This is a genomic window from Aeromonas sp. 2692-1, from assembly GCF_013085505.1.
Taxonomy (GTDB): domain Bacteria; phylum Pseudomonadota; class Gammaproteobacteria; order Enterobacterales; family Aeromonadaceae; genus Aeromonas; species Aeromonas hydrophila.
Genome location: NZ_CP038513.1, coordinates 3,772,139 through 3,799,003, shown reverse-complemented (window position 1 = coordinate 3,799,003; position 26,865 = coordinate 3,772,139). Strand labels below are relative to the sequence as shown.

Below are 26,865 nucleotides of genomic sequence, written 5' to 3'. Positions count from 1 at the left end.
CAGGAGGCGTTGTTCATCAGGATACGCTTTGTCATCTCGCAGCGACCAGCCTCAGCCGTGCGGCTCCACCACCGTCATGGTAAAGCGCAGCACGCTGTCGCCTGCGTTGCGATAGGCGTGGGGCAGGTCGGTGCGAGCCACGGCCGAACAACCCTGAGTGACAGCAAGCTCGCTCTCTCCCAACTGCAGTTGCAGGGTACCCTGCTCAACGTGAAACAGTTCCACCGTGCCGGGCGGGTGACCGTCAGAGTCAAACTGCTCGCCGGGGTACAGTTGCCAGTGCCACAGCTCTATCATGTCCGGTCCGCGGGTACCGGCCAGCAGGCGGGCCGAACCGCCGAGCGGGCCCTGCCACAGGGTCGGGATGGCTTGCGGCTCGATCAGGTGCAGCGTCGGGGTGCTGGCCACGTCGACGATATCGGCAACCGATACCCCGAGCGCGGCGGCCAGCTTGCACAGGATGGCGATGCTGGGATTGGCCGCTCCCTTTTCGATTTCGACCAGCATCCCCTTGCTCACCCCGGCCCGGCGCGACAGCTCATCGAGCGACAGCCGGCCCTGTTGTCTGTACTCCTTGAGCCGGCGGGAGACGGCGGCGGTGACATGCTCCACGTCGGCGCCGGCATCGGTCGTTATATTGACTCTCTTGGTCATTGGTCATTATCATGAAATAAAATAGTCGATATAAGGATATTCCATGAGATCGGTACAACCGTCAATCGATCCCGCGCTGGCGACGCTGGCTCCGGGATTTCGGGCTATCAGCATTACCCTGCAGACCGACGAGATCGTCAATCCGGCCATCGCCGCCGATGAGCTGGCGCAGGCCTGCCAGCGGGTTCTGCACGACCCTGCGCCCTGGACCGAAGCGCATCTGGCCGCCTGGGCGGAGGTATTCAAGGGGTTTGGCGCCAAACCCCAGCGTACACCCTGTTCGGCGGATGCCCTGCGCAAGCGGGTGCGGCGTGATGGCGCCCTGCCGAGCATCGATCCCGTGGTGGATCTCTACAACGCCATCAGCCTCGCCTACGCCCTCCCGGTCGGCGGGGAAAACCTGGCTGCCTATGTCGGGACGCCCCGGCTGGTCATTGCCGATGGCAGCGAAGCCTTTGACACCATGAAAGAGGGGGCGCCGGCGCAGGAGTGCCCGGAGGCGGGCGAGGTGATCTGGCGCGACGATCTGGGCGTTACCTGCCGGCGCTGGAACTGGCGTCAAGGGGTGAGAACGCGCCTGGATAGCGATGCCAGACAGATGTGGTTCATTTTGGAGAGCCTGCCCGAGATGCCGCTGGCGGCGTTGCGGGAGGCCGCTGCCAGGCTGGTGGACGGGCTGAGGTGCATGATGCCTGATGCCCGCATCGAGCAGAGCCTGGTCGGCTTCGAGCTTCCGTGAACTCGGCAGCAGGGGGCGCCTTTTATCCCAACGCTGGGAGGAAGGGACCCCGCTGTGATGTTGCTGCTCTCGCTATGAGGCTGGGTACAAGGCTTACCTGTTCCTGATGACGGGATGAAAGGCCCATATCACAGGCCCGTACTCGCTTGCTCAGGCCAGCTTCAACATCGGCATCTGTTCGCGTTTGTCGCAGTGCCTGAGATGGACCCGGCTGGTCAGGCGAGTCAGCAGCTCGTAGGGGATGGTGCCTATCTTTTCGGCTACCAGTTCCACCGGCAGCCCTTCCCCCCACAGCGTTACTTCGTCCCCTACCTTGTCGCGGGCCGCCGGCCCCAGATCGACGGTGATCATGTCCATGGAAACCCGGCCCACGATGGGTACCCGGCGGCCATTGATCAGCATGGGGGTCCCTTCGGGCGTCATGCGCGGATAGCCATCCCCGTAGCCCGCCGCCACCACGCCGAGGATGGTATTTCGATCCGCCACCCAGTGTCCCCCATAGCCGACCGCTTCGCCCTGCGCGCAGGCGCGGGTGGCAATGAGCTGGCTCTTGAGGGTCATGACCGGACGCAGGTCATGGTCGGCGGCGAGCTGACCGGCAAACGGGGAGGCGCCGTAGAGCATGAGGCCAGGCCGGATCCAGTCGCTGCGCGATGCCGGCCAGGCGAGGATGCCGGCGGAGTTGGCCATGGCCCGCTCGCCCGGCAGATGAGCAGAGAGGCGGTTGAACTCCTCGATCTGCAACTGAGTGGCCTGGGTATCCTGCTCATCGGACTGGCTGAAGTGCGTCATCAGATGGAACGGCTGCACCACGTTGCGACAATGGCTCAGCCGCTCGATGAAGGCGGGCAACTCCTCGGCGCGCAGCCCGAGCCGGTTCATCCCGGTATCGATCTTGAGCCACACCTTGATGGGGGCGGGCAGACTGGCCTGCTCGAGCAGTGCCAGCTGCTCCCAGGTATGCAAGGTGGTTTGCAGTTCGTGTTTCGCCAGCAGCGGCAGCGCTTCGGCACTGAAGAAGCCTCCCAGCACCAGAATGGGCTTGGTGATGGCGTTGGCGCGCAGCACCAGCGCCTCCTCGACCCTGGCCACCGCATAGGCATCGGCCTGGGCGAGTGCATGGGCGACCGGCAGCAGCCCGTGGCCATAGGCATTGGCCTTGAGTACCGCGATGATTTTGCTGTGGGGGCATGGCGGCGCACCACGGCGAAATTGTGCTGGAGTGCATCGATATCGATGCTGGCCGTAACTGTGTTCATCATGGGGTCGGGTGTCTGCTCGATGAGAAGTTGGCTGCTGGTTTCAATCCTGATCCGGTGATCCTGGCTGCCGCGACGAGCAAACGGGGGGTCACTGAATCATGTTGTTTTATATGCTTTAAAATGTAAAAAGATGTTATCAGTTGTTTTTTGGTTGGTAAATTATGTGGCGAATGGGAATGTGAAAATGCGCAAAATACGGGATATTCCTCTGTATAAATTTGCCTGCCAACGCTTTCTCTGGCTCCCTATGACCCAGTATTTATCACTGGTTTTGTCCCTCCAAACGGGAGGGGAATGAGGCTGTTTTGGACTTTTTTTGATGGATGTTTGAGCGGACTCCGCTCTGATGTCGGCATTCCAGCGCCGGCCGTCGTGAGCCCGTGGCAAAGAGGCGGGGTAAAGATGGGAGCTTGATGGCAGGATAAGGAGGAGAGACCCGCCCGGCCCATGGCCGGGCGGGTCTCGGCGTTTTTATTAGACCTTGAAGAACCCGATGCCCTGGTTGAGCTGCTGGATGATGGTGGTCAGCTGGGAGGCGTCGTGATTGACGCTTTCGGCGGCGGAGACGTTCTCCAGCGACATCTGGGTGATCTCTTCCACCGACTGGGCGATGAGCTGGCTGGCGGCGGCCTGCTCGTGGAGCATGGAGCTTATCTCCTGGATCAGCTCCACCACCTTGCGGGAGCTCTGATCCACCTGGGCCATGGTTTCGCTGGATCCCTCGGTGGTCTCCCGCACCGTGCTCATGCTGTCGGAGCAGGCGTTCATCCCCTTGACCGCGCTGGTGGCCCCTTGCTGGATGGAGGTGAGCATCTCGTTGATCTCCTGGGTGGCCTGGGTGGTGCGCGCCGCCAGGGTCCGCACCTCGTCGGCCACCACGGCGAAACCGCGGCCCATGTCGCCGGCCCGGGCCGCTTCGATGGCGGCGTTGAGCGCCAGCAGGTTGGTCTGATCCGCGACCCCCTGGATCATCACTGAGATCTGGCTGATGCGGGTGATGTCGTCAAACAGTCCCTGCACCTGCTTGGCGGAGTCGTTGACCGCCGTGGTGACCCTGAGCACCTCCTGGGAGGCGTGCTTGACCTGCTTCTCGCCGGCCTGGGCTATCTCCCCGGATTGCATCACCACGCTGTTGGCCTGATTGGCGAACGAGGAGAGCTGGGAGACGGAGGTGGTGAGCTCTTCGACCGAGGCGGCCGTGTTGGCGGTGGCGAGGGACTGCTGCTGGGAGCTGGTATTGACCTGCTCGGCCGCCGCCCCCAGCTGGGAGGCGCTGGCGGTAAGGCTCTCGGCGGCATGCTGCATGGTCGAGACGATGTCACGCAGGCTGCGGCGGGTGCTGATCATCGCCTGCTGCATGCGGGTCAGCTCGTCGTTGCCCTCGGCCTGATCCGGAGCGGTGAGCCGGCCCTGCGCCAGTTGCTGCAGATCCTGCATGATGGCGAGCAGCGGCTGGTTGATGCTGCTGCTGAGCAACCAGCCCAGCAGCAAGGAGAGCAGCACCGAGATGGCGAGTATGGTGTAGGTGGCGGTGGTGATGTCGCTGGCAATCACGTCGCTCTCATCAAAGGCCTGTTTGCCCAGCCCCTGATTGATGTCGACCAGCTTGCTGAGCAGATCGTCCACCACCTGAAACGTGGTGGCGGCCTCGCCCTTCATCAGCTTGATGGCACTGTCGTTGTCGTTGGCTGCACTTGCCGCCATCGCCTTGTGTGCCGCTTCCTTGTAGAGCGGCCAGGTGCGGTCAACGTCGGCCAAGGCGGCTTTCTCCGGCTCGGTCAACTCGGTTGCCCGGTACTTGTCCAGCAGGGCAGCCATCTTCTGCTCGTGCAGATCCATATCCCTGGCAATCTTGTCCATGCCGCTTTGGGTCGGCTCGATGACATAGTCGAACAGCGAGCGGTTGTGATAGATGGCCTGCATGTTGGCGTTGGCGATATCGGTGATGGGCGTCAGATTGTTGAGATACATGCCGTTGAGCATCTCATTGACGGTGTTGGTGTTCTGTTTGCCGTAGAGCCCGACCCCGATCAGGATGAGGTTCAGCAACAGGAAGGAGACGATAAGCCGCGTCTTGATGGAGAGCTGGCGAAGTAGGTTGTTCATGGTAGCCTCATGCTTGTTTCAAGCGTCCATGCAGCGATGTCGATACTGCCGGTGTTGTTGTTATCCCGCCCTGTCAGAGCGGGGTTCCTCAATAGCGCAAAGGGACACGATTCAGGTCGCTCTGGCCTGCCATTCGGCAAACCATTTTTCAATCTGATCGACCGGCAGCGGTCGGCTGATGTAATAGCCTTGCGCCAGCTCGCAGCCGAGCAGTGCCAGCTGCTTCCAGTCCTCTTCGGTCTCCACTCCCTCGGCGACCGTCTTGAGGTTGAGCTTCTGGCTCATGACGATCGCTGAGGTCAATATAGCCAGCTTCTTGGGGCTGCTATGGGCGTCGTGCACGAATTCCTTGTCAATCTTGATCTCGGTGAAAGGACAGCGAGATAGCTGCTTCATGGACGAGTAGCCGGTGCCATAATCATCCATTGCGATGCCAAATCCACGCAGTCTCAAGCGTGCCAGAGTGCCCAGCGACATGGCGAGGTTGGACATGAAGGTGGTCTCGGTGACTTCGATGATGATGGCGCTGCAGGGCAGTTGATGGGCCTGCACGATGGCAATCATGTTCTCGACCAGCTTGTCCGTCAGCAGCAGGCTGACCGGCATGTTGATGGAGCAGGTAGGGTGCTCGGACAGTGCACCCAGGGTGGTGAGTGCCTCGCAGGTGGCGTGCAGAAACTGGTAGAAGAAATCGAGCGCCAGCTGCCCCTCTTCCAGGTGATGAACGAAGCAGATAGGGGGAATGACCCCGTGCTCGGGATGGATCCAGCGCACCAGCGCCTCGAAGCCGTAGAGACTGGCGTCCGCCATCAGCACCTTGGGCTGCAGAAAGGGGATCAGCTGGCGGTTGTTCAGCGCCTGCTGTACATCCTCGGCGGTGAAGGTGAGCTGCATCCACTTCTTGTTTTCCCGGTGTGCCAGCGGATCGCAATGCTGCAGCATGTTGCGCAGATCGCTTTGTCGTAGCGGTTTTGACAGCACGCCGATCACCTCCAGGGTGCTGGCATCGGCGATGGCGTGGATCACGTCCAGCACGTCCCGCTCCACCCCGCTCATCACGGCCACGAACATCCGGTAGTGGGTGTTCTTCTCCAGGTTGCTGATGAGCTCGACTCCGTCCATGCCGGGCATGTTGAGGTCGGTCAGCAGCAGATCGATGCGCTCGAGCTGCTGCAGTTTGTTCAGGGCATCCTGGCCATCATGGGCAACGTGGATCTGGCCGAACCCCAGCTCCTGCAGCAGACAGGTCACTTCGTACTGCTGGGTGCGGGAGTCATCCACCACCATGGCACTGCGGCCTTGCCATTTTTCCAATGACATAATTACACGCCTCGTAGATCCGGACGGCTGAGCGTCTGGGTAATGTGGGTGAGGGACATGACTTCATCCACTCCGCCGTGGGCTATGGCCTCTTTGGGCATGCCGAACACCACGCAACTGGCTTCATCCTGGGCGATGGTGCGTGCGCCCGTGTCGTGCAGCTCCCGCATGCCGCGGGCGCCGTCATCCCCCATGCCGGTCATGATGACGCCGAGGGCGTTGCGCCCCGCACTCACCGCCACCGAGCGAAACAGCACGTCCACCGAGGGGCAGTGACGGGAGACCGGCGGCCCCTCTTTGACTTCCGCCAGATACTGGGTGCCGCTGCGCTGGATCAGCAGGTGCTTGCCCCCCGGCGCTATGATGGCGACCCCAGGCAGCAGGCGATCGCCGGTCTCGGCCTCTTTCACCTCCAGCTGGGAGAGGCCGTTGAGCCGCTCGGCAAAGGAGGCGGTGAAGCGGGCCGGCATGTGCTGGACGATGGCGATCCCCGGGCAGGTGGCGGGCAGGCGGGAGAGCAGGTACTCCAGCGCCTGGGTGCCACCGGTGGAGGTGCCGAGCGCAACTATCTTCTCGGTGGTGCGAAAGGAGATCCGTTCCGCCGGCGGGGAGAGCACCTCGTCGGCATTGTGCCTCGGGGTGACCGGCAGCGGGGCGGCACCGGGCAGCAGATTGCGCAGCTTGGCGCCGACGGCGCCCCGGATCTCCTGGATGAAGTCGTTGGCGGACTGCTGCAGGAAGCTCTTGATGCCGACGCTGGGCTTGGTGACGATGGAGATGGCCCCCGCCGACATCGCCTCCAGGGTGATCATGGCCCCCTCTTCGGTGAGGGAGGAGCAGATGATGACCGGGGTGGGGTGCTCGGCCATGATCTTCTTGAGGAAGGTGAGGCCGTCCATGCGCGGCATCTCGATGTCGAGGATGATGACGTCGGGCCAGCACTTCTTCATCTGTTGCATGGCGAAGATGGGATCGAAGGCGGCGCCGATCACCTCGATATCTTCCGCCTTGCTCAGCATCTGGGTCAGTACCTCTCGTACCAGGGCCGAGTCGTCGACGATAAGCACCCGTATGGTCATGGCAGCTCCTTGGGCTGAAGGGGCAGGCAGCGGTAGCGGGAGGGGGCCTCCTGCACCAGCGGCAGATCCTGCTGGCGGATGATCTCGGAGTGGCCGACCAGCAGGTAGCCGTCCGGGCGCAACAGGTTGCAGAGCTGCGACAGCACCCGGGCCTTGGTCTCGTCATTGAAGTAGATGAGCACGTTGCGCAGGAAGATGACGTCGAAGTTGCGTTCCGGATAGTCGCCGCAGGTCAGCAGGTTGAGGTTGGCAAAGGTGACCTTGCCGGCCAGCTCCGGCTTGACCCGGATCTTGCCGGCGAACTCGTCATGGCCGCGCTGAAAATAGCGCAGCCACAGATGGGGTGGCACGTGCTGGGCCCGCTCGACCGAGTAGACGGCGCGGCGGGCAAAAGGGATGACCCGGGTGTTGATGTCGGTGCCGTGGATGCTCCAGCGATCGTTGATGCCGAGCTGTTCGGCCAGCACCATGGCGGCGGAGTAGGCTTCTTCCCCGGTGGAGCAGGCGGCGGACCAGATCCGCAGCGGCTGGCGGCGAGTGGCAAGCAGCTGTTCGGCATGGTGCTTGAGCCAGCTGAAGTGCTGGGATTCGCGAAAGAAATAGGTCTCGTTGGTGGAGAGCAGGTTGATGGCGAGCTGCCGCTCGTGGGGATCGCTGGATTGATGGATCCGCTCCCAGTAGGAGTGATAGCTGGTGAGGTGCAGCGCCCGCAGCCGCTTGGCGAGTCGGGATTGCACCAGCGCCCGCTTGCAGGGGGCAAGATCGATGCCGGCCGAATTCAGGATGAAGCGGCGAAACAGATCGAACTCGCTCTGGCTGAGAGTCGGGGTGAGTTCGGCGGTGAAGGGGGGCGCCACCATGGTCAGCCGCCCTGTTCCGGGGAGAACTGCTGCTCGGTGGCCGCCTCGGCCATGGCACTCAGTTCGGCGATGGAGAGGGCCCTGTGCATGTCGAGCAGGATGGCAAACTGCTGATCGATGGTGACCACCCCCTGAATGAAGTCACCGCGGATGTGGGTGCCGAAGGTGGGGGCCGGTTCGATGGCGTCGCTGCGGATCTCCAGCACCTCGCAGACCGCATCCAGCAGCATGCCGATCTCCTGCTCCTCGCCGGTGCTGTTGGGCAAGGAGAGGATGGCGACGCAGGTGGTGGGTTGCAGCAGGGTCTGGCCCCGGCCGAAACGGATGGAGAGGTCGATCACCGGCACCACGGCGCCGCGCAGGTTGATGATGCCTCGCACGAAGCGCGGCATCATGGGCACCGGGGTCATTCCCTCGAACTCGATGATTTCGCGAATGCAGCCGATGTCGATGCCGTACAGTTCGCCGCCCAGCATGAAGGTGACGCAGTGAAAGTGGGCGCTGGTATCAGGGGCAAGCTTGTCTCTCATCGCCGGCTCCTAGTAGTTGGTGAACTTGCCATCGTCTATCTCTCGCTCCAGATCCTCTTCATGAAAGGGGTAGGGGCGGGAGAATGCAGACTTCGGTTTGCTGCGCCGGATGACATGGGCGCCGCCGTGCGGGGTATAGGGCTGGCGGGTGTTGCCGCCGCGCAGGGTGAACTGCTGCATCAGCTCCTGCAACTGCAGGGCGGTGGAGCTCAGCTCTTCCGAAGTGGAGCTGAGCTCTTCCGCCGAGGCGGCCGAGGCCTGCATGCCGTCGCTTATCTGGGTCACGGCGATGTTGATCTGGGAGACGCTGGCCCGCTGCTCGCGGGAGGCGGAGGCGATCTCCTGCACCAGAGTGGCGGTCTGATCGATGCCGGGCAGCATTTCACGCAGCAAGGATCCCGCCTGCTCGGCGACGCTGACCGAGCGCCCGGCCAGCTCGCCAATCTCCTTGGCGGCGGTCTGGGAGCGTTCGGCCAGTTTGCGCACCTCGGCGGCGACGGTGGCAAAGCCCTTGCCGTGCTCGCCGGCGCGGGCCGCCTCGATGGCGGCGTTGATGGCCAGCAGGTCGGTCTTGTTGGCGATGTCGTTGATGACGGTGATGCGCGACGCTATCTCCTTCATGGCGTGCACCATCTCGCCGACCGCCTTGCCGCTGTCGGTGGCGCTGCTGGCCGCCCGGGTGGAGATGTTCTCGGTCACCTTGGCATTGTCGGCATTCTGGCTGACGGTGGCGGTCATCTCCTCGACCGAGGCACTGGTCTGCTCGACGCTGGAGGCAAGCTCGGAGGAGGTCTGGGAGAGGGCATTGGCGGTGGCGGCCACCTGCTCGGAGGCCGAGCCGATGGCTTCCGACATGGCGCCCACCTCGTTGAGGGTGTCGGAGAGGCGGTGGGCCATGCTCTTGATTGCATAGAGCAGGCTCGAGGTGTCGTCGGCCTTGAGCAGCACCGGGGTGGAGAGATCCCCCTCGGCGACCCGGGCGACCACCTGCACCGTGTAGGAGGGGTCGCCCCCCAGCTGGCGCAATATACTGCGGGTCACCAGCAGGGCTAGGATGAGGCAGATGAGAAAGGCGGCGCTGGCGATGGCGATGAGGATCTGCAGGTTGTCCTGATAGATGTTCTGGCTCTCATCCATGGATTGGGTGGCGAGCTCGGCATTCACCTTGACCAGATCGCTCAGCAGGGCATCAGCGATGTCGAAGGCGGGGCGCCCCTTGTCACCCATCAGCCGAAAGGCGTTGCGCTCGGGCTCCCCATCCTGGCCCGGTGTCTGAGCCAGCTTCAGGATCTCGCTGGCGTACTGCTTGTAAGTGGCCCAGGCCTGATCGAAGCGGGTCAGCAGGTCCACCTCCCGCTGGGTGAGATAGGTCTTGCGGTAGCTGGCCAGAAAATCCCACATCCCCTTCTCGAACTTGTCGACATTGACCAACGCCTGGGCCTTGAGATCCGGGTCGACCTCGCCGATGTAGCGATAGAGGGCCCGGTTCTGGTAGACCGCATAGATGTTGGCGTTGGCGATGTCCTTGATCGGCAACAGCTGGTTGGCGTGCATGTTGCTGACCAGCTGCACCATGGTCCTGGTGGAGTAGTAGCTGGTGAGCGACAGCACCACCAGCAGCACCATGAGGATGGAGAACGAGAACACCAGCTTTGTTCTGACTTGCAAGTTGTGAAACCAGTCCATGGTCTGACTCCGTCAATTCCGTTGATGTGCTTAAGGTTTGTGGTCAATCTCTGAGGCTGTAGAGGGCATCGGCCTGTTGCCGGAGCGCATGTTGTTCCCGCCGCCAGGCCAGCTGGATGAGCTGGGGGACGTCGAGGATGAGCGCCGGCTGGCCGTTGCCAAGAATGGTGGAACCGCTCACGTAGCGCAGGGACTTGAACAGCTCGCCGAGCGGCTTGATGACGGCCTGTACCTCACCAATCAGGCGATCCACCACGATGCCGGCACGATGGTCGGCATAGTCCACCATCACCACGAATTCGGGTTCGTCGGCAGGGGGCAGGGCAAACAGCTCGCGCAGGACGATGAAGGGCACCCACTCGCCGCGTACGTTGATCTGGCGGGCCGGGGTGCGCAGGGCATCCGGCGGCAGGTCGATGCACTCGACCATCATGTCGAGGGGGATCACCAGGGAGGCGTGATCCACCTCGATGCGAAAACCGTCGATGATGGCCAGGGTGAGCGGCAGTCTCAGCCTGAAGGTGGTGCCCAGCCCCAGCCGGCTGTCGATGGTGGTTTCGCCGCGCAGAAACTCCAGGTTGCGTTTGACCACGTCGAGCCCGACCCCCCGCCCGGAGAGATCGCTGACATCGCTCGCCGTCGAGAAGCCGGGCAGAAACAGCAGTTGAAAGATCTCCTGTTCACTCAATACCTTGCCTTCCGGCAGCAGGCCCTGGCCATGGGCCTTGGCGAGGATCTTGTCGCGGTCGATGCCGCGGCCGTCATCGCTGACCTCCACCACCACGGCGCCGGCGTCGTGATAGGCGTTGAGGGTGATGGTGCCCTGCGCCGGCTTGCCGGCGGCGAGCCGAGCCTGTTGCTCTTCGAGGCCATGATCGGCGGCGTTGCGCACCAGGTGCATCAGGGGGTCGGTCAGCTTCTCGACCATCGACTTGTCGATGTCGGTATCGGCGTTGCGGATCTGCAGCTGGATCTCCTTGCCGGTCTGCTGGGAGAGTTCGTGCACCAGTCGTGGGAAGCGGTTGAAGATCTCGTTGATGGGCACCATGCGCAGGGTGAGCGCGTCGTCGCGGATCCCTTCCACCAGGGTGTTGACGATGGCGACTGATTCGATGAGCTCCGCATCGCCCCTCATCCTCGCCTGCAGGGTGGTGGCCGAGGTGGCGATCACCAGCTCGCCGACCCGATTGATCAGCCGATCGAGCTTGGCCGCCTCGATGCGGATGTAGTGCCCCTCTGCCCGCAGCGGTGCGGGTCTGGTCTGCTGTTGGGGGGCCTCCTGCGGCGGTGGGGCTGAGTGGATGGGGGGCGCCAGGGCAGGTTCGGCGTTTGCCGCGCCGGGCGTCAGTTCGCCCCGCGCGATGCAGGCCGCTTCCTCTTCGCTCAGGGCGCCGGCTTGCACCCAGCGCTGCAGCTGGGCCGCGAGCGGTTCATTGCGCCAGGCCGCCAGCTTTTGCCCCTGTTCTGAAAACTGCGCCAGATCCTGATGGGGGCTGAGCAGGCAGATGAGACTGGCGTGGGCAACGAAGTCAAAGGTGCTCCGGATCCGCTCGGCCGGTTCGGCGCTGAGCAGGCCAATCTCGTAGCCGAGGAAACACTCGGTGGCATCGAGCAGTTGCAGCGGGGGCCACTCCTGCCAGACCGGCTGGATGACGCGGATCTCCCCCAGGTTGCCGAGGTAGCGGATGAAGGCCAGCAGATCAAAACCGTCCTGATAGAGGGCGGGATAGAAGCGCAGAGAGAGGTGCCAGGCGCGCCGATCCTTCTGATTGACCGGTGCGGGAGCCGGCATGCTCAGCGGCTGGCTGGGCAGGGTCTGGTGCCCTTGCAGTTGGGAGAGCAGGGCCAGGATCTGCTGGGTCTCGGTCTGTTGCAGCTCGGGGTTGTGTTCGGCTCCCTGCAGCAGGTCGCGCAGTTGATCGTTGCAGGCCAGCAGCAGGTTGATGAGGTGTTCGTCCAGCGCGATCTCGCCGCTGCGCAGCCGCTCCAGCATGTTCTCCATGGCGTGGGCGAAGCGCACCAGCATGGCCAGCCCCAGCATGCCGGCCGAGCCCTTGATGGTGTGGGCGGTGCGAAACATCAGGTTATAGGTATCGGGGTTGGCCGGATAGGTGTCGCGATCCAGCAGGGCGTGTTCCAGATTGTCGCACTGCTCGTAGGCCTCCTCGAAGAAGAGGGCACGGGCCTTATTGATGTCCATCCACGCGGCCCTCCCCATGGTCGGCTGGCCACAATCCCATCAGGCTCAAGACATGGCGGGCCTGGCTCCCTTCAGCGGCCTCGAGTCGCAGCTGCTTGCCCTGCTGGCCGGCCTCCTGCTGCAGGATGGCGATGAGCTGGGCACCGCAGCCATCGAGCATCTCCAGCGGGGTGAGATCCAGCGTCAGCACCGAGAAATTGAGCAGACCGAACAGTTCATCCTGCAGATCCCCCAGCGTGATGATGCTGAGCTCGCCGCTCAGGGTGGCGGTTACCGGCGTTTGCCGGGTGTCGATCGTCAGGCTCATGGCTGCACCACCTTGCAGACATCGTCCAGCAGTTTGAGCGGTTCGAACGGCTTGGTGAGCCAGACTCGGGCGCCGGCCTCGAATCCTTCCCGCTTGATCTGCTCGGAGTCTTCGGTGGTCAGCATGATGAAGGGGAGGTAGCGGGTAGTCTGCTGGGCCTTGACCCGTCTTAGCAGGGTCATGCCATCCATGCCGGGCATGTTGAGATCGGAGATGATGAGGTGTACCCGCCGCTGATCCAGTTCGATGAGGGCGGCTTCGCCGTCACCGGCCTCAATCACCTCAAAACCGGCGCTGCTGAGCGTCATGGTGATGGCCGCCCTGATCCCCACGGAATCATCCACCACCAGTATGGTTTTGCTCATCGGTCATCCTCATCGACTTCATGGGTTCCTTGCCCTTAGCGCCAAGGGCAGAGCTCGCACAGGGCTCAGTGATAATTGTTGTTCAACAGCTTGATGTTGGAGAGATTTTTATGTCATCACTGACTAATAGAGACAAATGGCGCCAGTTGTACGGGCCAGGTGGCGCAGCCGGGCCGGGAAGGAGGGGGCGGGTCACCCGTTGTAAGCGGGGGGAATAGGGGGAAATGCAGATACCCTGTTGATGACAGTTAATTAATCAGGCAAGGGGAATATTTCTTGAAATAGGCAGAGGAGCCTATTTGAGAAGCTGATAATAAATATCATTCGCGCGTCCATTTCACTTGTTTACATATAATCATACAAATATAAAGGTATATATTATCAGCCACTTTTGGCGAGATAAAATAGCCTATGGCTGGTAACATAAAGACCGGGTCAAATAGTGTGACAACGCTTTCATTCTGATTATTTAACATCACGAATTAACGGGTAATTTAAATGAATTAAATTCATTAACACGTCAAATTACCCCCTAGTGGGTATTTTGAAGGCTCACACCATGCTTTCTAAGTCTATGCTACATATGAAATTTTTAAATCCATGCTGATGGGTTTTCTATTTGAATAATGTTCCGTCACTTGATGGAGATCAACGCGGGGCAGGGGGGGAGTACTTAGCATTTCCGCTATTAAGCATTTATCAAACAAGTGCTCACTACGGGAATAAAAAGAATGGTCGAGGATACTTTTTTATCGGCTCATGGAATTAATCGCCGTGACTTTATGAAACTGTGCGCCGGGATGGCCGCAACCCTTGGATTAAGCCAGCATGCCGTGGCCAAGATGGCCACCGCGCTCACCAGCCCCGAGCGGCCACCGGTGATCTGGATAGGGGCGCAGGAGTGTACCGGTTGCACCGAGTCGCTGCTGCGCGCCACCCACCCCACCATCGAGAACCTGATCCTCAACACCATTTCGCTGGAGTACCACGAGGTGCTCTCGGCGGCCTTCGGCCATCAGGCCGAAGAGAACAAGCACAATGCCATCGAACGCTACAAGGGCAAGTATGTGCTGGTGGTGGATGGCTCCATCCCGCTTAAAGATGGCGGCATCTACTGCATGGTGGCCGGTGAACCCATCGTCGACCATATTCGCCGCGCGGCTGCCGATGCGGCTGCCGTCATCGCCATCGGCTCCTGCGCCGCCTGGGGCGGGGTGCCTGCCAGCGGCGGCAACCCGACCGGTGCCGTCAGCCTGGAGGAGGCCCTCGGCAACCTCGGCACGCCGATTATCAATATCCCGGGCTGCCCGCCCAATCCCCACAACTTCCTCACCACGGTCGCCTACTACATCACCTACGGCAAGCTGCCGGCACTCGATGCCAAGAAGCGGCCGCTGTTTGCCTATGAACGGCTCATCCACGAAAACTGCGAGCGCCGTCCGCACTTCGATGCCGGTCGCTTCGCCAAGGAGTTCGGCGACGAGGGCCACCGTCAGGGCTGGTGTCTCTACCACCTGGGCTGCAAGGGGCCGGAGACCTACGGCAACTGCTCGACCCTGGAGTTCTGCGACGTGGGCGGCGGCATCTGGCCGGTGGGCATCGGCCATCCCTGCTACGGCTGCAACGAGCAGGGAGTGGGTTTCAGCAAGGGGATCTTCCAGCTCGCCAAGGTGGAGAATCCCACCCCGCGGGTGAACAAGCCCGACGTGGCCATCCAGGAGGGAGGACACATGTCGCCCACCGCCACCGGCCTTATCGGTGGGGCGCTCGGGGTGCTGGTCGGGGTGAGTCTGATGACGGTGCGCGAGCTCGGTCGCCAGCAGAAGCGCCATGAAGCCGGGCAGCACACCTCACGGGAGGAGTGACCGTGAACAGACGCAATTTCCTCAAATTCGCCTCCGTCGGTGCGCTGGCGGCGGGCACCACCGTCTCCGGCACTGCCCTGGCGGCGGCCGAGAACAAGCCGCCCATTCCCGGCGCGCTCGGCATGCTCTACGACTCCACCCTCTGCATCGGCTGCCAGGCCTGTGTGGCGGAGTGTCAGCGCCTCAACGGCAACCCGGCCAATCCGGCCGGGGAAGTGACCTGGTCCAACAACGACAAGCTGAGTCCCTACACCAACAACATCATTCAGGTGTGGAAGAGCGGCACGGGCGAGCACAAGGATCAGCTGGTGGATGGCTATGCCTACATCAAGAAGCAGTGCATGCACTGTGTCGATCCCAACTGCGTCTCCGTCTGCCCGGTGCAGGCGCTGACCAAGGATCCCAAGACCGGCATCGTCCACTATGACCCGGACGTCTGCACTGGCTGTCGCTACTGCATGGTGGGCTGCCCGTTCGACGTGCCCAAATATGACTACGACAACCCGTTTGGGGCGATCCACAAGTGCGAGCTCTGCAACCAGAAGGGGCTTGAGCGCATCGATCAGGGCAAGTTGCCCGGCTGCGTCGAGGTGTGCCCGACTGGCGCCGTCATCTTCGGCACCCGCGAGGCGCTGATGGCCGAGGCCAAGCGCCGGCTGCTGGCAACGCCGGGCAGCGAATATGCCTATCCGCGCCAGACCTTCAGCGCCAACGATCCCTACCTGCACGAGGTGCCCAACTATCAGCCTTACGTCTATGGCGAGAAGGAGGGGGGCGGCACCCAGGTGCTGGTGCTGGCCGGGGTGCCCTACACCAAGCTCGACATGCCTGACTTGCCGGAGCTCTCCTCCGGGGCGCGCTCCGAGCACATCCAGCACACCCTCTACAAGGGGATGGTGCTGCCGCTGGTGGTGCTGACCGGGCTGTCGGTGCTCATTCGCCGCAACACCAAGGACCATCAGGATGGCGACGATCATGACTCGCACGCGGGCCATGACAAGCAATCGGGAGGCAAGGATCATGAGTAATCACAAGGCACATCCGCTGGGGGGCAGGCTGGTCAGCTGGCCGGTCATGGTGCTGGCGCCGTTCGTCATCCTGTGCGGCATGCTGATCCTCAAACGCCTCATCTTCGGGCTGGGCTCGGTCACCGATCTGAACGGCGGCTACCCCTGGGGGCTCTGGATCTCGTTCGATCTGCTGATCGGCACCGGTTTCGCCTGCGGCGGCTGGGCGCTGGCCTGGGCGGTCTACGTCTTCAACCGGGGCGAGTATCACCCCCTGGTGCGACCGGCCCTGCTGGCGAGCCTGTTCGGTTATTCGCTGGGCGGCCTTTCCATCACCATCGATGTCGGTCGTTACTGGAACCTGCCTTACTTCTACATTCCGGGTTTCTTCAACACCTCCTCGGTGCTGTTCGAGACGGCGGTCTGTATGACCATCTACATCGGGGTGATGGCGCTGGAGTTTGCCCCCGTGCTGATGGAGAAGTTCGGCTGGAAGGTCTCCCTTGCGCGGATCAACAAGGTCATGTTCTTCATCCTGGCGCTGGGGGCCCTGCTGCCCACCATGCACCAATCCTCCATGGGATCCCTGATGATAGTGGCGGGAGAGAAGATCCATCCGCTCTGGCAAAGCTACGAGCTGCTGCCGGTCTTCTCCTTGCTCACCGCCTTCATCATGGGCTTCTCCATCGTGGTGTTTGAAGGCTCCCTGGTGCAGGCGGGGCTGGCGGGGCGCGGCCCCAACGAGAAGCCGCTCTTTTACAAGCTGACCCAGGTGATCGACATCTTCCTGATCCTGTTCGTGGCGCTGCGCTTTGCCGAGATCGTCATCAACGACAAGTCGGAGTACCTCTCCCAGTGGGATCGCTACGCCTTGATGTTCTGGAGCGAGATCGCGCTGATGATCTTCCCGCTGCTGGTGTTCCACTGGGACAAGAGCCGCCGCGATTCGCGCATGTTGTTCCTGGGGGCCCTCAGCATGCTGCTGGGCGCCGCCCTCTGGCGACTGGACTACTCCCTGCTCGCCTTCAACCCCGGCAATGGCTACCACTACTTCCCCTCCGCGGCGGAAGTGCTGATCTCCTTGGGCTTCGTCGCCATCGAGGTGTGTGCCTATTTGCTGCTGATCCGGCTGTTGCCGGTACTGCCATCACTTGAACGTGTTCACCAAGATTATCAGGCCCGAGGGAAAGCCAACGTATGAGCCAACGTATCACCATAGACCCCATCACCCGCATCGAGGGTCACCTGCGTATCGACTGTGAAATCGAAGGCGGCGTCGTCACCAAGGCCTGGTCGTCTGGCACCATGTGGCGCGGGATGGAGGAGATCGTCAAGGGCAACGACCCGCGCGATGCCTGGATGATAGTGCAGCGCATCTGCGGGGTGTGCACCTCCATTCACGCCATCGCCTCGGTGCGCGCGGTGGAGAATGCCATCGGCGCCAAGGTGCCGGTCAACGCCCAGTACATCCGCAACCTCATCATTGCGGCCCACAACATCCACGATCACATCGTTCACTTCTATCAGCTCTCCGCGCTGGACTGGGTGGACATCACCGCCGCACTGCAGGCCAATCCGCAAAAGGCGGCCGATCTGCTCAAGGGGGTATCGACCTGGTCCCTCAACAGCGCCGACGAGCTGACCAAGGTGCAGGACAAGATCCGCGCCCTGGTGGCGAGCGGTCAGCTCGGCATCTTCGCCAACGGCTACTGGGGTCACAAGGCGATGAAACTGAGCCCGGAGGTGAACCTCATCGCCGTGGCTCACTACCTGCAGGCACTGGAGTGTCAGCGCGATGCCAACCGCATCGTCGCCATCCTCGGCGGCAAGACGCCCCACATCCAGAACCTGGCGGTGGGCGGGGTGGCCAACCCCATCAACCTGGATGCGCCGAGCGTGCTCAACCTGGAGCGGCTGCTCTACGTGAAGAGCTTCATCGATCGGCTCGGCGAGTTTATCGAGCAGGTCTACAAGGTGGATGCCGCCATCATAGCCGCCCACTATCCCGAGTGGCTGAACCTGGGGCAGGGGGCCAAGCACTACCTGAGCGTGCCTGAGCTGCCCACCGACGGTGACGGTGGCAGCTTCCTGATGCCCGGTGGCTACATCGAAAACGGCGATCTGGCTGGCTATCGTCCCATCGAGAGCCATCAGGATGCCTGGCTGATGGATGGCATCGCCGAGAGCAACAAGCACGCCTGGTACAAGGATGACGCCCCCCTCAAGCCCTGGGAGGGCAAGACCGAGCCCGACTACACCGGCTGGCAGGATGACGGCAAATATTCCTGGGTCAAATCTCCCACCTTCTACGGCAAGGTGGTGGAGGTGGGGCCGCTCGCAGATCTGTTGGTGAAGCTGGCGGCCAAGCACCCTGAGACAGTGGCGCACTTCGACCAGTTGAACGGCATTTATAAAGCACTCACCGGTTCGGCCATCAAGACCGAACAGCTGCACTCCACCATGGGCCGCATCATCGGTCGGGCGGTGCGCTGCTGCGTGCTGAAAGATACTCTGGCGCACCAGTGGAAGGCGCTGGTGGACAACATCGGCAAGGGGGATGTCAGCGCCTACATCAAGGCCGAGATCCCGGCGGACAAGGAGTTTCGCGGGGTGGGCTTTGAGGAGGCGCCGCGCGGCATGCTCTCCCACTGGATCGTCATCAAGGGTGGCAAGATCGAGAACTATCAGGCGGTGGTGCCATCGACCTGGAACTCGGGCCCGCGCAACTTCAATGACGAGCCCGGCCCCTACGAGCAGGCGCTGGTGGGCACCCCGGTGGCGGATCCCGCCAAGCCGCTGGAGGTGGTACGCACCATCCACTCGTTTGACCCCTGCATGTCCTGCGCGGTCCACGTGGTGGATACCCAGAATGGCGAAACGACTCAGGTGAAGGTGCTGTGATGAACACCCTAATCCTGGGCGTGGGCAACCTCTTGTTGAGCGATGAGGCGGTGGGCGTGCGCATCGTCGAGACGCTGGGGCGCGAATACCGTTTCGCCCCCGGCATCGAGCTGCTCGACGGCGGTACCGCTGGCATGGAGCTGCTTGAAGCGATGGCCAGTCGCGACCACATCATTCTGGCGGACGCGGTGCGCAGCGGTAATCCGCCGGGCACAGTGGTGACCCTGAAGGATGAGGAGGTCCCGACCCTGTTTGGCCGCAAGATCTCCCCCCATCAGCTGGGGTTGGCGGATGTGCTCTCGGCGCTGCACATGACGGGAGAATCCCCCAGGCGGCTCACCCTGATCGGGGTCGAGCCTGAATCCCTCGAGCCCCGCATCGGCCTCACTCCTGTGGTGGCGGCTGCCATGGGGGAGGCAACGGATCGGATCCTGACCCTGCTGGCCAGCCTGGGGGCACCGGCCATTCCGCTCTCTGAGCAGGAGAAGGCCGAGCGAGCGCGGGAGGGCGTATGGCGCAATCCATTGTGAATGAGGCAGTGAACGAAGCCGCGCAAGAGCCGGTGCAGGAGTTTGCCGGTTTTGCCACCAATCCCGCCTCCCTGCTGGTAGCCCAGTACGAGCGGATCGCGCAGCAAGAGATGCAGGCCCTGCCGTTCTATCACCCGGCCATGCCCATCGTGGCTGAGTGCATCCTGTTTGAAGGGCAGTGGCTCGGCTGCGTGCTCACTCCCTGGATGCTGAGCGTGGTGGTGTTGCCGGGGCCGGATCAGGTTTGGCCGGTGCGCAGCAGCAGCGATCGGCTTGCCCTGCAGCTCCCCTGCGGCAACCTGACCTTTATGGTGGGGGCATTGCCCGAGACGGGGCAGTTGCTGGCCTGCTCGCTCATGTCCCCCATCGACCCGCATCTGGGGGCCGACGAGGGGCGCGCGCTGGTGAGCAGTACCCTCAAGATGCTGCTTTCGCTTCCGGTGCAGCAGGGGGAGGGCGGCGTGAACTTGAGCCGGCGTCGCCTGTTCAGCGGCCGGCGTGGCGACCCTGTGGGCGACACCCAGCGCTAGGCCTCATCTGCAATCAGGTTTAGAATAGGGGCCGTTTTGGCCCCTCACTCGCTTCTGTCGTGCCCCTGTTTTTTGGATAGTGAGTGGTAAAACGAACAAGGGATCTTATGACCATTCAATGCTTTGGCTGCCACTCAGGCAGCAACACCACCCGCCGCAAAGGCCTATCTGCCACGGCGGCCGCCTTGCTGGCCCTGCTCTCGGGCGGTTTCTCTTCCATGGCGCTGGCTGCCCAGCCCGTCCCCGCCGAACTCAAGCTCGCCATCGGCGCCGAGCCCACCGAAGGGTTCGACCCGCTGCTTGGCTGGAGCCACGGCAGCTACCTGCTGCTGCACAGCCCGCTGCTCAAACAAAACGCCGACCTCAGCTGGCAGAACGTGCTTACCCAGGCGGTGACTCCGAACCAGGATGGCAAGGGGTGGCTTATCCGCCTCAAGCCGGATTTGAAATTCTCCAACGGCGCGCCGCTCACCGCCGAAGACGTGGCTTTTACCTACAACAGCGCGGCCCAGGGTGGCGGCAAGATCGACATGGGCAACTTTGTCTCGGCCAAGGTGCTCTCGCCTACCGACGTTGCCATATCTTTAAGCGCCCCCCAGAGTACCTTCGTCAACGTGCTGGGATCGCTCGGGATAGTGTCGAAGCGGGATTACGATCCCAAGCGTTATGCCCAAAAACCGGTCGGTGCCGGCCCTTACCGGCTGGTGAGCTTCCTGCCCGGCCAGCAGCTGGTGGTGGAGGCCAACCCCCATTACGCCGGCGGCAACAATGACTTCAAACGGCTGGTGTTTGTCTTTATCGATGAAGAGAGCGCCTATGCCGCCGCCCAGAGCAGCCAGCTTGACCTGGTGCGCATCGCCCCGTCGCTGGCCCCCACAGTCCCTGCCTCCCTCAAGCTGTGGGTGCGGCCAAGCGTCGAGAACCGCGGCATCGTCTTTCCCATTCCGCCTGCGGGCAGCAAGGATGCCAAGGGTTATCCCATCGGCAACGACGTGACCTCGGACGTGGCGGTGCGCCGCGCCATCAACTACGCCATCGACCGCCAGTTGTTGGCCGACCAGCTGCTGGAAGGGCACGCCATCCCCGCTTACAGCGCGGTAGAAGGCTTGCCCTGGCTAAACAAAGCCACCGCCTTCAAGGATGGCGATGCCGCCCATGCCAATGCCCTGCTCGACGAGGCGGGCTGGAAGATGGATAGCGATGGCATTCGCCACAAGGGCGACCAGCGCGCCGCCTTCACCCTCTGGTACACCAGTGGCGACAGCACCCGCCGGGATCTGGCTGAAGCGGTGCGGGCCATGCTCAAACCCATAGGTCTGGAGGTGAGCCTCAAGTCCGGCAGCTGGGAGCAGGTGGAGCGCGAGATGCACGCCAATCCGGTGCTGATGGGGTGGGGGAGTCTGGATCCCATGGAGCTCTATCACCACTACCAGAGCGGTTCCGCCGGCGTGGAGTTCTACAACCCGGGCTATTACCAGAATCCGGTGGTGGATGCGTACCTCAAGCAGGCGCTGGATGCCCCCGACTGGCAGGCGGCCGTGCCGTTCTGGCAGCAGGTGGAGTGGGATGGCAAGCGTGGTGCCGGGGTGCTGGGGGATGCCGCCTGGGCTTGGCTGCTCAACGTGCAGCACACTTATCTGGCCAACCGCTGTATCGACCTTGGCAAGGGGGCGCCGGAAATTCACGGTAGCTGGTCACTCCTCAACAACCTGCAGGATTGGCGGTGGACGTGCCGTTAAGTTCGTCCACCATGATGACTGCCACTCTGAAAGCCCTGCTGCGTTTGGCAGGGCTGCTCTGTCTGGTTTCTGTTGCCACCTTTGTGCTGCTGAGCTACTCCCCCATCGATCCCATCAAGGCCTATATCGGCAACGATCTGCTCCATGTGCCGCCGGAGCAGTACGCCCGCATCGCCGCTCGCTGGGGGCTGGATCAGCCGCTGTGGCTGCGCTACTGGCACTGGTTCAGCCAGGTGCTGCAGGGTGATTTCGGTTACTCCATGCTCTACAACGCGCCTGTGAGCGAGGTCATTGGCCAGCGCTTTGCCGCCTCCTTCCTGCTGCTGGCGGGGGCCTGGCTGCTCTCCGGCTGTTTCGGCATTCTGCTGGGGCTCTGCGCCGGCCGCTATCTCAACCGCTGGCCCGATCGCCTGATTTGCCGCTTTGCCTATCTGCTCGCCTCCCTGCCCACCTTCTGGGTGGGCCTCTTGCTGCTGGCGCTGTTTGCGGTGCACTGGCCCTTGTTGCCGGTCTGCTGCGCCTGGACACCGGGGCTCGCTGCCGATGAGGCGGATTGGGCCATGCGGTTGCGTCATCTGCTGCTGCCGGTCACAACCCTGGCCCTGCTGGGGCTTGGCAATATCGCCCTGCACACCCGGGCGCGGGTGGCCGAGGTGCTGGCGAGCGATTTTATTCGCTACGCCCGCGCCCAGGGCGATGGCGGTTGGCCCATGCTGCGCTTTCACGTGCTGCGCCATGCCCTGACCCCGGCGCTCTGCCTGCAGTTTGCCTCCCTCGGTGAGCTGATTGGCGGATCACTGTTGGCAGAGAAGGTCTTCTCCTATCCGGGGCTCGGTCAGGCCACCGTGGATGCGGGGCTGCGCGGCGATATCCCCCTGCTGATGGGAATCGTGCTCTTCTGCACCCTGCTGGTCTTTTTGGGCAACACGGCGGCGCGGGTGCTGCTGGCCCGCATCAACCACGGCTGGGAGGGTGTGCATGCTGTTTAATCCGCTCCCCTCCTTGCTGCGTCTTGGCTTTGCACTGACCTGTCTGCTGCTGCTGGCCAGCTATGGCTGGAGCCTCTCTCATCAGGATGTGCCTATGGATCTGCTGGCGCGCCAGCAGCCCCCTTCGCTGGTTCACTGGTTCGGTACCGATCAGATGGGGCGGGATCTCTGGTTGCGCACCTTTCAGGGCACCCTCACCAGTCTGGAGCTGGGCATCAGCACGGCTCTGTGCAGCGGCCTGCTGGCCATGGTGGCGGCAAGCGTGTCGCTCATTCATCCCAGGTGCGATGCGGCGGTGCGGCTGGTGATCGACGCCATGCTGGCGCTGCCCCATATGCTGCTGTTGATCCTGATCTGCTTTACCGCAGGGGGTGGCATGCGCGGGGTGATCCTGGCGGTGGCACTCACCCACTGGCCCAAGCTGGCGCTTATTCTCTGCGCCGAGGCGTGGCGGATCGCCAGCAGCGACTACGTGGTGCTGGCGCGCTGTCAGGGGATGGGGGCGCTGCGCCGCTGGCGTACCCACCTGCTGCCGGGGCTGTTGCCCCAGTGGTTTATCGGCACCTTGCTGATGTTTCCCCATGCGGTGCTGCACAGCGCGGCCTTGAGCTTTCTCGGCTTTGGCTTGGCGGCCCACGAAGCCTCGCTGGGCCTGCTGCTGGCCGATGCCCTGCGTTATCTGGCCGGTGGCGGCTGGTGGCTGGCTCTCTTCCCAGGGCTGATGCTGCTGACATTGGTTTTACTGTTTGATCAGGCTACCCGAGCACTGCAACAACTCTGGTTTGGGGGAGAACCATGCTGAGTTTTGAAAGCGCCATCTGGCGTCAGCACAGTCTGGCTGGCGCCGCTGTTCGATCAGGTGACTCGCGCGCCCTGCAACAACTCTGGTTTGGAGGTGAAGCATGCTGAGCTTCGACCAGGTGACCATAGAGGCTGCCCACTACTCCTGGCTGGGGCGGCGCAGCTGGCGACCGCTGCTGACCGATATCAGCCTGCAACTGGCGCCGGGGGAGATAGTGGCACTGGTGGGGGGGAGCGGCGAGGGCAAGAGCCTGCTGCTGCAAAGTGCCCTGACCCTGCTGCCGGACAACCTGCGCATGCGCGGCACCATCTCCCTCGATGGCGTCCCCCTGTGCGACGCCAGCCGGGCCGGACTGCGTGGCCACACCCTCTGCTATGTGCCGCAGGGGGTGAGCGCCCTCAATCCGTTGCTGACGGTGGAGCGTCAGCTGGGCAGGGCGGCTCGCCTTTGCGGTCAGAGTGGTTCCCGCGAGCGGCTCGGCCAGCAACTGCTGCGCTACCAGCTGCCCGCGACCACCCTGGACAGCTATCCGCGCCAGCTCTCCGGCGGCATGGCCAAGCGCATTCTGGCCTGCACTGCGGCGCTAGGTGGTGCCCGCTACATTTTGGCGGACGAGATCACCGCCTGGCTCGACGAGGGGCTGGCCTGCCAGCTGCTCAGCCAGTTGCGTGAATTGGCCAACCAGGGCAGCGGCATCCTCTGGGTGACCCACGATCTGGCGCTGGCGGCCCGCTTTGCCGATCGCATCGTCGCGCTGCATCAAGGGCAGGTGAGCGATACCTTGAGCTGCCACCATCTGCGCCAGGGGCAGGGGAGCGAGATGCTCCGCGCCCACTGGCAGGCACTGCCGGAATTCAATGCGCTCTTCTCTGTGCCGGAGGTTTCCTGATGTTTGAAGTACGAAATCTCACTATCGCCCAGGGGGAACGTCCCCTCTGGCAGGGGTTATCGCTGACGGTGAAAGCGGGCGAACGGCTCGGCATCTCTGCGCCGAGTGGCCATGGCAAGACTACGCTGGGGCGGGTATTGGCGAGTTGGCAACCGGTTGGAACCAGCGGGCAGATCCTGCTGGATGGGCAGCCAGTACCTGAACAGGTAAAAGGTTATAACCCCATCCAGCTGGTGCCCCAGCACCCGGAACTCACTTTCAATCCCTATCGCACCACCGGGCAGGCGCTCTGGGATGTATGGCGCCCCGATGACGCCATGCTTGCCCGCTTTATGGTCAAGCCTGAATGGCTTGGCCGTAAACCCGGTCAGCTCTCAGGTGGCGAGCTGGCCCGCATCGCGCTGCTGCGCGCCCTCGATCCCCGCACTCGATTGCTGATTGCCGATGAGGTGACCGCCCAGCTGGATCCGCAGATTCAGCGCCAGCTCTGGCGGGAGTTGATGGTTGAGTGCGAGCAGCGCGGTCTTGGCATGCTTGTCTTCAGTCACCAGCAGGCGCTGCTGCGTCAGATCTGTCATCGGGTGCTGCGCTTTGGTGAGGCGCCTACTGAGCAGGAGGCGATGGCCCGCAGCGTGGCCTGAAAATTGGCTTCCCCCTCATCCCCAGCCCTTCTCCCGCAAGGGGAGAAGGGATCGGAAGGTGCCATCTCGCCTGGCTCGGGGTTTGGAAAACAGGGCTGGTTGTTATGCTTGAAGCCACTCCTGAGGGGCCTGAGGGGATCGTATTGTTGCAGCACGCTCATATTGCCTGTATCCACGAATAGGTTCCCTTTTCCCTGTTGAGACGGGAACGGAATGCGGCATCCACTAACCGATTCCCTCTCCCTGGGGAGAGGGTTAGGGTGAGGGGGGCGAGTATGAAACGCTGGCTATTCGTTATAGAGAGAGCGCCTGACAAGGTTCGCAGATTTCGCAGATAAAGAGAGGGACGCATCAGCCTCCCTCTCTTGCTATCCGCCGTTGGTAACGGCATTTAACCGGTTCTGGTTCAGGCCGTAGCCAGCCAGTTGAGCCAGGCATCCATCCCTTCACCCGTGGTGGCGCTGACCTGGATCACCTGGATATAGGGGTTGACCCGTTTGGCGTTCTCGATACAGCGGGCCACGTCAAAGCTGACGTAAGGCAGCAGATCAATCTTGTTGATCACCATCAGCTGGGCGGCGGCGAACATATCCGGGTATTTCAGCGGCTTCTCTTCCCCCTCGGTGACGGAGAGGATCGCCACCTTGTACTTCTCGCCGAGATCGAAGCTGGCGGGGCAGACCAGATTGCCCACGTTCTCGATAAAGAGGATGCCCCCTTCATTGGCGGGTAGCTGGTGGCAGGCGTCGTGAACCATCTTGGCGTCCAGATGGCAGCCCTTGCCGGTGTTGATCTGCACGGCAGGGACGCCAGTAGCACGAATGCGATCCGCATCGGCGCTGGTCTGCTGATCCCCTTCGATCACCGCGCAAGGCCGCTTGTCGGCCAGCTGGCGCAGGGTTTCGCACAGCAGGGTGGTCTTGCCTGAACCCGGGCTCGATACCAGATTGAGTACCAGCTGGGCCGCCTCGTCGAAGTGCTCGCGGTTGTGGGCCGCCAGCTTGTTGTTCTTGGCCAGCACATCCATCTCGATGGCGATCAGCTGGCGCTGCCCCATGCCCGGAACCGACAATCCCGCTTCCCCTTTGCCGTAGTGCAGATCAGCCTGCTGATGGTCATGGTCATGGTCATGGTCATGGTCATGGTCATGAGAGTGGGCATGTTCATGATGATGGTCGTGGGGGTGATCATGGTGGTGATCGTGTGGGTGATCATGCCCCTCATGGCTCAGGGGTGCCCGCACCCCGTGGTAGTGGTGATGGACAGCCCCCTGATGGTGGTAGTGGTGGTGAATGATCAGGGTGTGTTGTGCACTCTGCTCGTGGTCATGATGGTGATGGGCGTCATGAGCATGATGGTCGTGCTCATGACCATGTTCGTGGTGATGTTCATGTTCGTGATGATGCTCATGATCGTGCTCATGGCCGGCGATCCGCGCCTGGCCGCATCCGCATACGCTACACATATCAACTTACCTCGATGTCGGTGATGCGCAGGCTATCGCCCTGCGCGACTCGTAATTTGTATCCGCCACACTCGGGACAGGCTTGCCCGCGTTCGGTGAGGGTGACCGTCTGGTTGCAGTCGTAACACCAGGCCTCTGCCACCTGGTGCTGAAAGTGAAGTTGGGCCCCTTCGACGGCGGTGCCCTTGGCGGCCGCCTCGAAACAGAAGGCAATGGTGTCCGGGTCGACGCAGGAGAAGCTGCCGACCTCGAGCCAGAGGGCGGTCACCTTGGTAAAGCCCCGCTGGGTGGCCTGTTCGGCCGCCAGATCGATGGCGGCCATGGCCAGAGACATTTCGTGCATGGTGGCTCCTTAACCGATATGGGGAGGAGCAGTGACTCCTCCCTGTAATTGACGGA

The 26,865-nt window shown here is 62.5% G+C and carries 25 protein-coding genes and 1 pseudogene; 13 read left to right on the top strand and 13 right to left on the bottom strand.

What is annotated here, in order from left to right; all coding sequences use genetic code 11:
• Positions 1–51: 51 nt before the first annotated feature.
• Positions 52–654: a helix-turn-helix domain-containing protein gene (locus E5E97_RS17760; protein ID WP_171280680.1), complete on the bottom strand. Its 603-nt coding sequence runs from the start codon at positions 652–654 to the stop codon at positions 52–54.
• 43 nt (positions 655–697) lie between these two features.
• Between E5E97_RS17760 and E5E97_RS17755 the strand changes: the two genes are divergently transcribed.
• Positions 698–1,393: a B3/4 domain-containing protein gene (locus E5E97_RS17755; protein ID WP_171280679.1), complete on the top strand. Its 696-nt coding sequence runs from the start codon at positions 698–700 to the stop codon at positions 1,391–1,393.
• 150 nt (positions 1,394–1,543) lie between these two features.
• On the opposite strand, the pseudogene alr reads toward E5E97_RS17755, so the two are convergent.
• The 10 genes and pseudogenes from alr to E5E97_RS17705 form a co-directional block, all read right to left on the bottom strand.
• A pseudogene (alr, locus tag E5E97_RS17750) lies at positions 1,544–2,655 on the bottom strand (alanine racemase).
• 474 nt (positions 2,656–3,129) lie between these two features.
• Positions 3,130–4,761 (bottom strand): methyl-accepting chemotaxis protein, encoded by a 1,632-nt coding sequence (locus E5E97_RS17745; protein ID WP_171280678.1) that lies wholly within the window; start codon positions 4,759–4,761, stop codon positions 3,130–3,132.
• A 111-nt stretch (positions 4,762–4,872) separates the two neighbouring features.
• Positions 4,873–6,081, bottom strand: a complete 1,209-nt coding sequence (locus tag E5E97_RS17740; protein ID WP_101149539.1) for an EAL domain-containing response regulator — start codon at positions 6,079–6,081, stop codon at positions 4,873–4,875.
• Between the two features lie 2 nt (positions 6,082–6,083).
• Positions 6,084–7,160 (bottom strand): chemotaxis response regulator protein-glutamate methylesterase, encoded by a 1,077-nt coding sequence (locus E5E97_RS17735; RefSeq protein WP_130632193.1) that lies wholly within the window; start codon positions 7,158–7,160, stop codon positions 6,084–6,086.
• A complete protein-coding gene (locus E5E97_RS17730) occupies positions 7,157–8,020 on the bottom strand; it encodes a protein-glutamate O-methyltransferase CheR (protein ID WP_171280677.1) in 864 nt (287 codons plus the stop codon). The genes E5E97_RS17735 and E5E97_RS17730 overlap by 4 nt, the downstream gene beginning before the upstream one ends.
• Positions 8,021–8,022: 2 nt before the next feature.
• On the bottom strand, positions 8,023–8,550 hold the full coding sequence (locus E5E97_RS17725; protein WP_011706355.1) for a chemotaxis protein CheW: 528 nt from the start codon (positions 8,548–8,550) through the stop codon (positions 8,023–8,025).
• A gap of 9 nt (positions 8,551–8,559) precedes the next feature.
• Complete coding sequence (locus E5E97_RS17720; protein WP_101615428.1) at positions 8,560–10,236, bottom strand: methyl-accepting chemotaxis protein; 1,677 nt, start codon at positions 10,234–10,236, stop codon at positions 8,560–8,562.
• 43 nt (positions 10,237–10,279) lie between these two features.
• A complete protein-coding gene (locus tag E5E97_RS17715; protein WP_171280676.1) occupies positions 10,280–12,436 on the bottom strand; it encodes a chemotaxis protein CheA in 2,157 nt (718 codons plus the stop codon).
• The gene (locus tag E5E97_RS17710) at positions 12,423–12,743 is read right to left on the bottom strand and encodes an STAS domain-containing protein (protein ID WP_171280675.1); all 321 of its coding nucleotides are present in this window, start codon (positions 12,741–12,743) and stop codon (positions 12,423–12,425) included. The genes E5E97_RS17715 and E5E97_RS17710 overlap by 14 nt, the downstream gene beginning before the upstream one ends.
• On the bottom strand, positions 12,740–13,108 hold the full coding sequence (locus E5E97_RS17705; RefSeq protein WP_024941904.1) for a response regulator: 369 nt from the start codon (positions 13,106–13,108) through the stop codon (positions 12,740–12,742). The genes E5E97_RS17710 and E5E97_RS17705 overlap by 4 nt, the downstream gene beginning before the upstream one ends.
• A gap of 731 nt (positions 13,109–13,839) precedes the next feature.
• On the opposite strand from E5E97_RS17705, the gene hybO reads away from it, so the two are divergent.
• The 11 genes from hybO (at position 13,840) to E5E97_RS17650 (ending at position 25,001) form a co-directional block, all read left to right on the top strand.
• On the top strand, positions 13,840–14,973 hold the full coding sequence (hybO, locus tag E5E97_RS17700; RefSeq protein WP_011706350.1) for a hydrogenase 2 small subunit: 1,134 nt from the start codon (positions 13,840–13,842) through the stop codon (positions 14,971–14,973).
• A 2-nt stretch (positions 14,974–14,975) separates the two neighbouring features.
• Complete coding sequence (hybA, locus tag E5E97_RS17695) at positions 14,976–16,001, top strand: hydrogenase 2 operon protein HybA (RefSeq protein ID WP_171280674.1); 1,026 nt, start codon at positions 14,976–14,978, stop codon at positions 15,999–16,001.
• A complete protein-coding gene (gene hybB, locus E5E97_RS17690; protein WP_011706348.1) occupies positions 15,994–17,181 on the top strand; it encodes a Ni/Fe-hydrogenase cytochrome b subunit in 1,188 nt (395 codons plus the stop codon). Before hybA ends, hybB begins: the two co-directional genes overlap by 8 nt.
• Positions 17,178–18,881, top strand: a complete 1,704-nt coding sequence (gene hybC, locus E5E97_RS17685) for a hydrogenase 2 large subunit (RefSeq protein ID WP_171280673.1) — start codon at positions 17,178–17,180, stop codon at positions 18,879–18,881. Before hybB ends, hybC begins: the two co-directional genes overlap by 4 nt.
• Positions 18,881–19,411 carry a HyaD/HybD family hydrogenase maturation endopeptidase gene (locus E5E97_RS17680; RefSeq protein ID WP_171280672.1) on the top strand — a complete coding sequence of 177 codons (531 nt, stop codon included), beginning with the start codon at positions 18,881–18,883 and terminating at the stop codon, positions 19,409–19,411. Before hybC ends, E5E97_RS17680 begins: the two co-directional genes overlap by 1 nt.
• Positions 19,393–19,941 carry a hydrogenase-2 assembly chaperone gene (gene hybE, locus E5E97_RS17675; RefSeq protein ID WP_171280671.1) on the top strand — a complete coding sequence of 183 codons (549 nt, stop codon included), beginning with the start codon at positions 19,393–19,395 and terminating at the stop codon, positions 19,939–19,941. The genes E5E97_RS17680 and hybE overlap by 19 nt, the downstream gene beginning before the upstream one ends.
• 107 nt (positions 19,942–20,048) lie before the next feature.
• On the top strand, positions 20,049–21,680 hold the full coding sequence (locus E5E97_RS17670) for an ABC transporter substrate-binding protein (protein WP_171280670.1): 1,632 nt from the start codon (positions 20,049–20,051) through the stop codon (positions 21,678–21,680).
• An 11-nt stretch (positions 21,681–21,691) separates the two neighbouring features.
• Positions 21,692–22,669: an ABC transporter permease gene (locus E5E97_RS17665; protein ID WP_171281235.1), complete on the top strand. Its 978-nt coding sequence runs from the start codon at positions 21,692–21,694 to the stop codon at positions 22,667–22,669.
• Positions 22,659–23,471, top strand: coding sequence for an ABC transporter permease (locus E5E97_RS17660; RefSeq protein WP_171280669.1), 813 nt, complete (start codon positions 22,659–22,661; stop codon positions 23,469–23,471). Before E5E97_RS17665 ends, E5E97_RS17660 begins: the two co-directional genes overlap by 11 nt.
• A 100-nt stretch (positions 23,472–23,571) precedes the next feature.
• Positions 23,572–24,360, top strand: coding sequence for an ATP-binding cassette domain-containing protein (locus E5E97_RS17655; protein ID WP_171280668.1), 789 nt, complete (start codon positions 23,572–23,574; stop codon positions 24,358–24,360).
• Positions 24,360–25,001: an ATP-binding cassette domain-containing protein gene (locus E5E97_RS17650; protein WP_171280667.1), complete on the top strand. Its 642-nt coding sequence runs from the start codon at positions 24,360–24,362 to the stop codon at positions 24,999–25,001. Before E5E97_RS17655 ends, E5E97_RS17650 begins: the two co-directional genes overlap by 1 nt.
• Before the next feature lie 406 nt (positions 25,002–25,407).
• On the opposite strand, the gene hypB is transcribed toward E5E97_RS17650, so the two are convergent.
• Positions 25,408–26,232 carry a hydrogenase nickel incorporation protein HypB gene (hypB, locus tag E5E97_RS17645; protein WP_216368146.1) on the bottom strand — a complete coding sequence of 275 codons (825 nt, stop codon included), beginning with the start codon at positions 26,230–26,232 and terminating at the stop codon, positions 25,408–25,410.
• Between hypB and E5E97_RS23570 the strand changes: the two genes are divergently transcribed.
• Positions 26,113–26,490 (top strand): hypothetical protein, encoded by a 378-nt coding sequence (locus E5E97_RS23570; protein ID WP_339354938.1) that lies wholly within the window; start codon positions 26,113–26,115, stop codon positions 26,488–26,490. The two genes, hypB and E5E97_RS23570, sit on opposite strands and share 120 nt — an antisense overlap.
• Here E5E97_RS23570 and hypA read toward each other — a convergent pair.
• On the bottom strand, positions 26,468–26,809 hold the full coding sequence (gene hypA / locus E5E97_RS17640) for a hydrogenase maturation nickel metallochaperone HypA (RefSeq protein ID WP_029300530.1): 342 nt from the start codon (positions 26,807–26,809) through the stop codon (positions 26,468–26,470). The two genes, E5E97_RS23570 and hypA, sit on opposite strands and share 23 nt — an antisense overlap.
• Positions 26,810–26,865 lie beyond the last annotated feature (56 nt).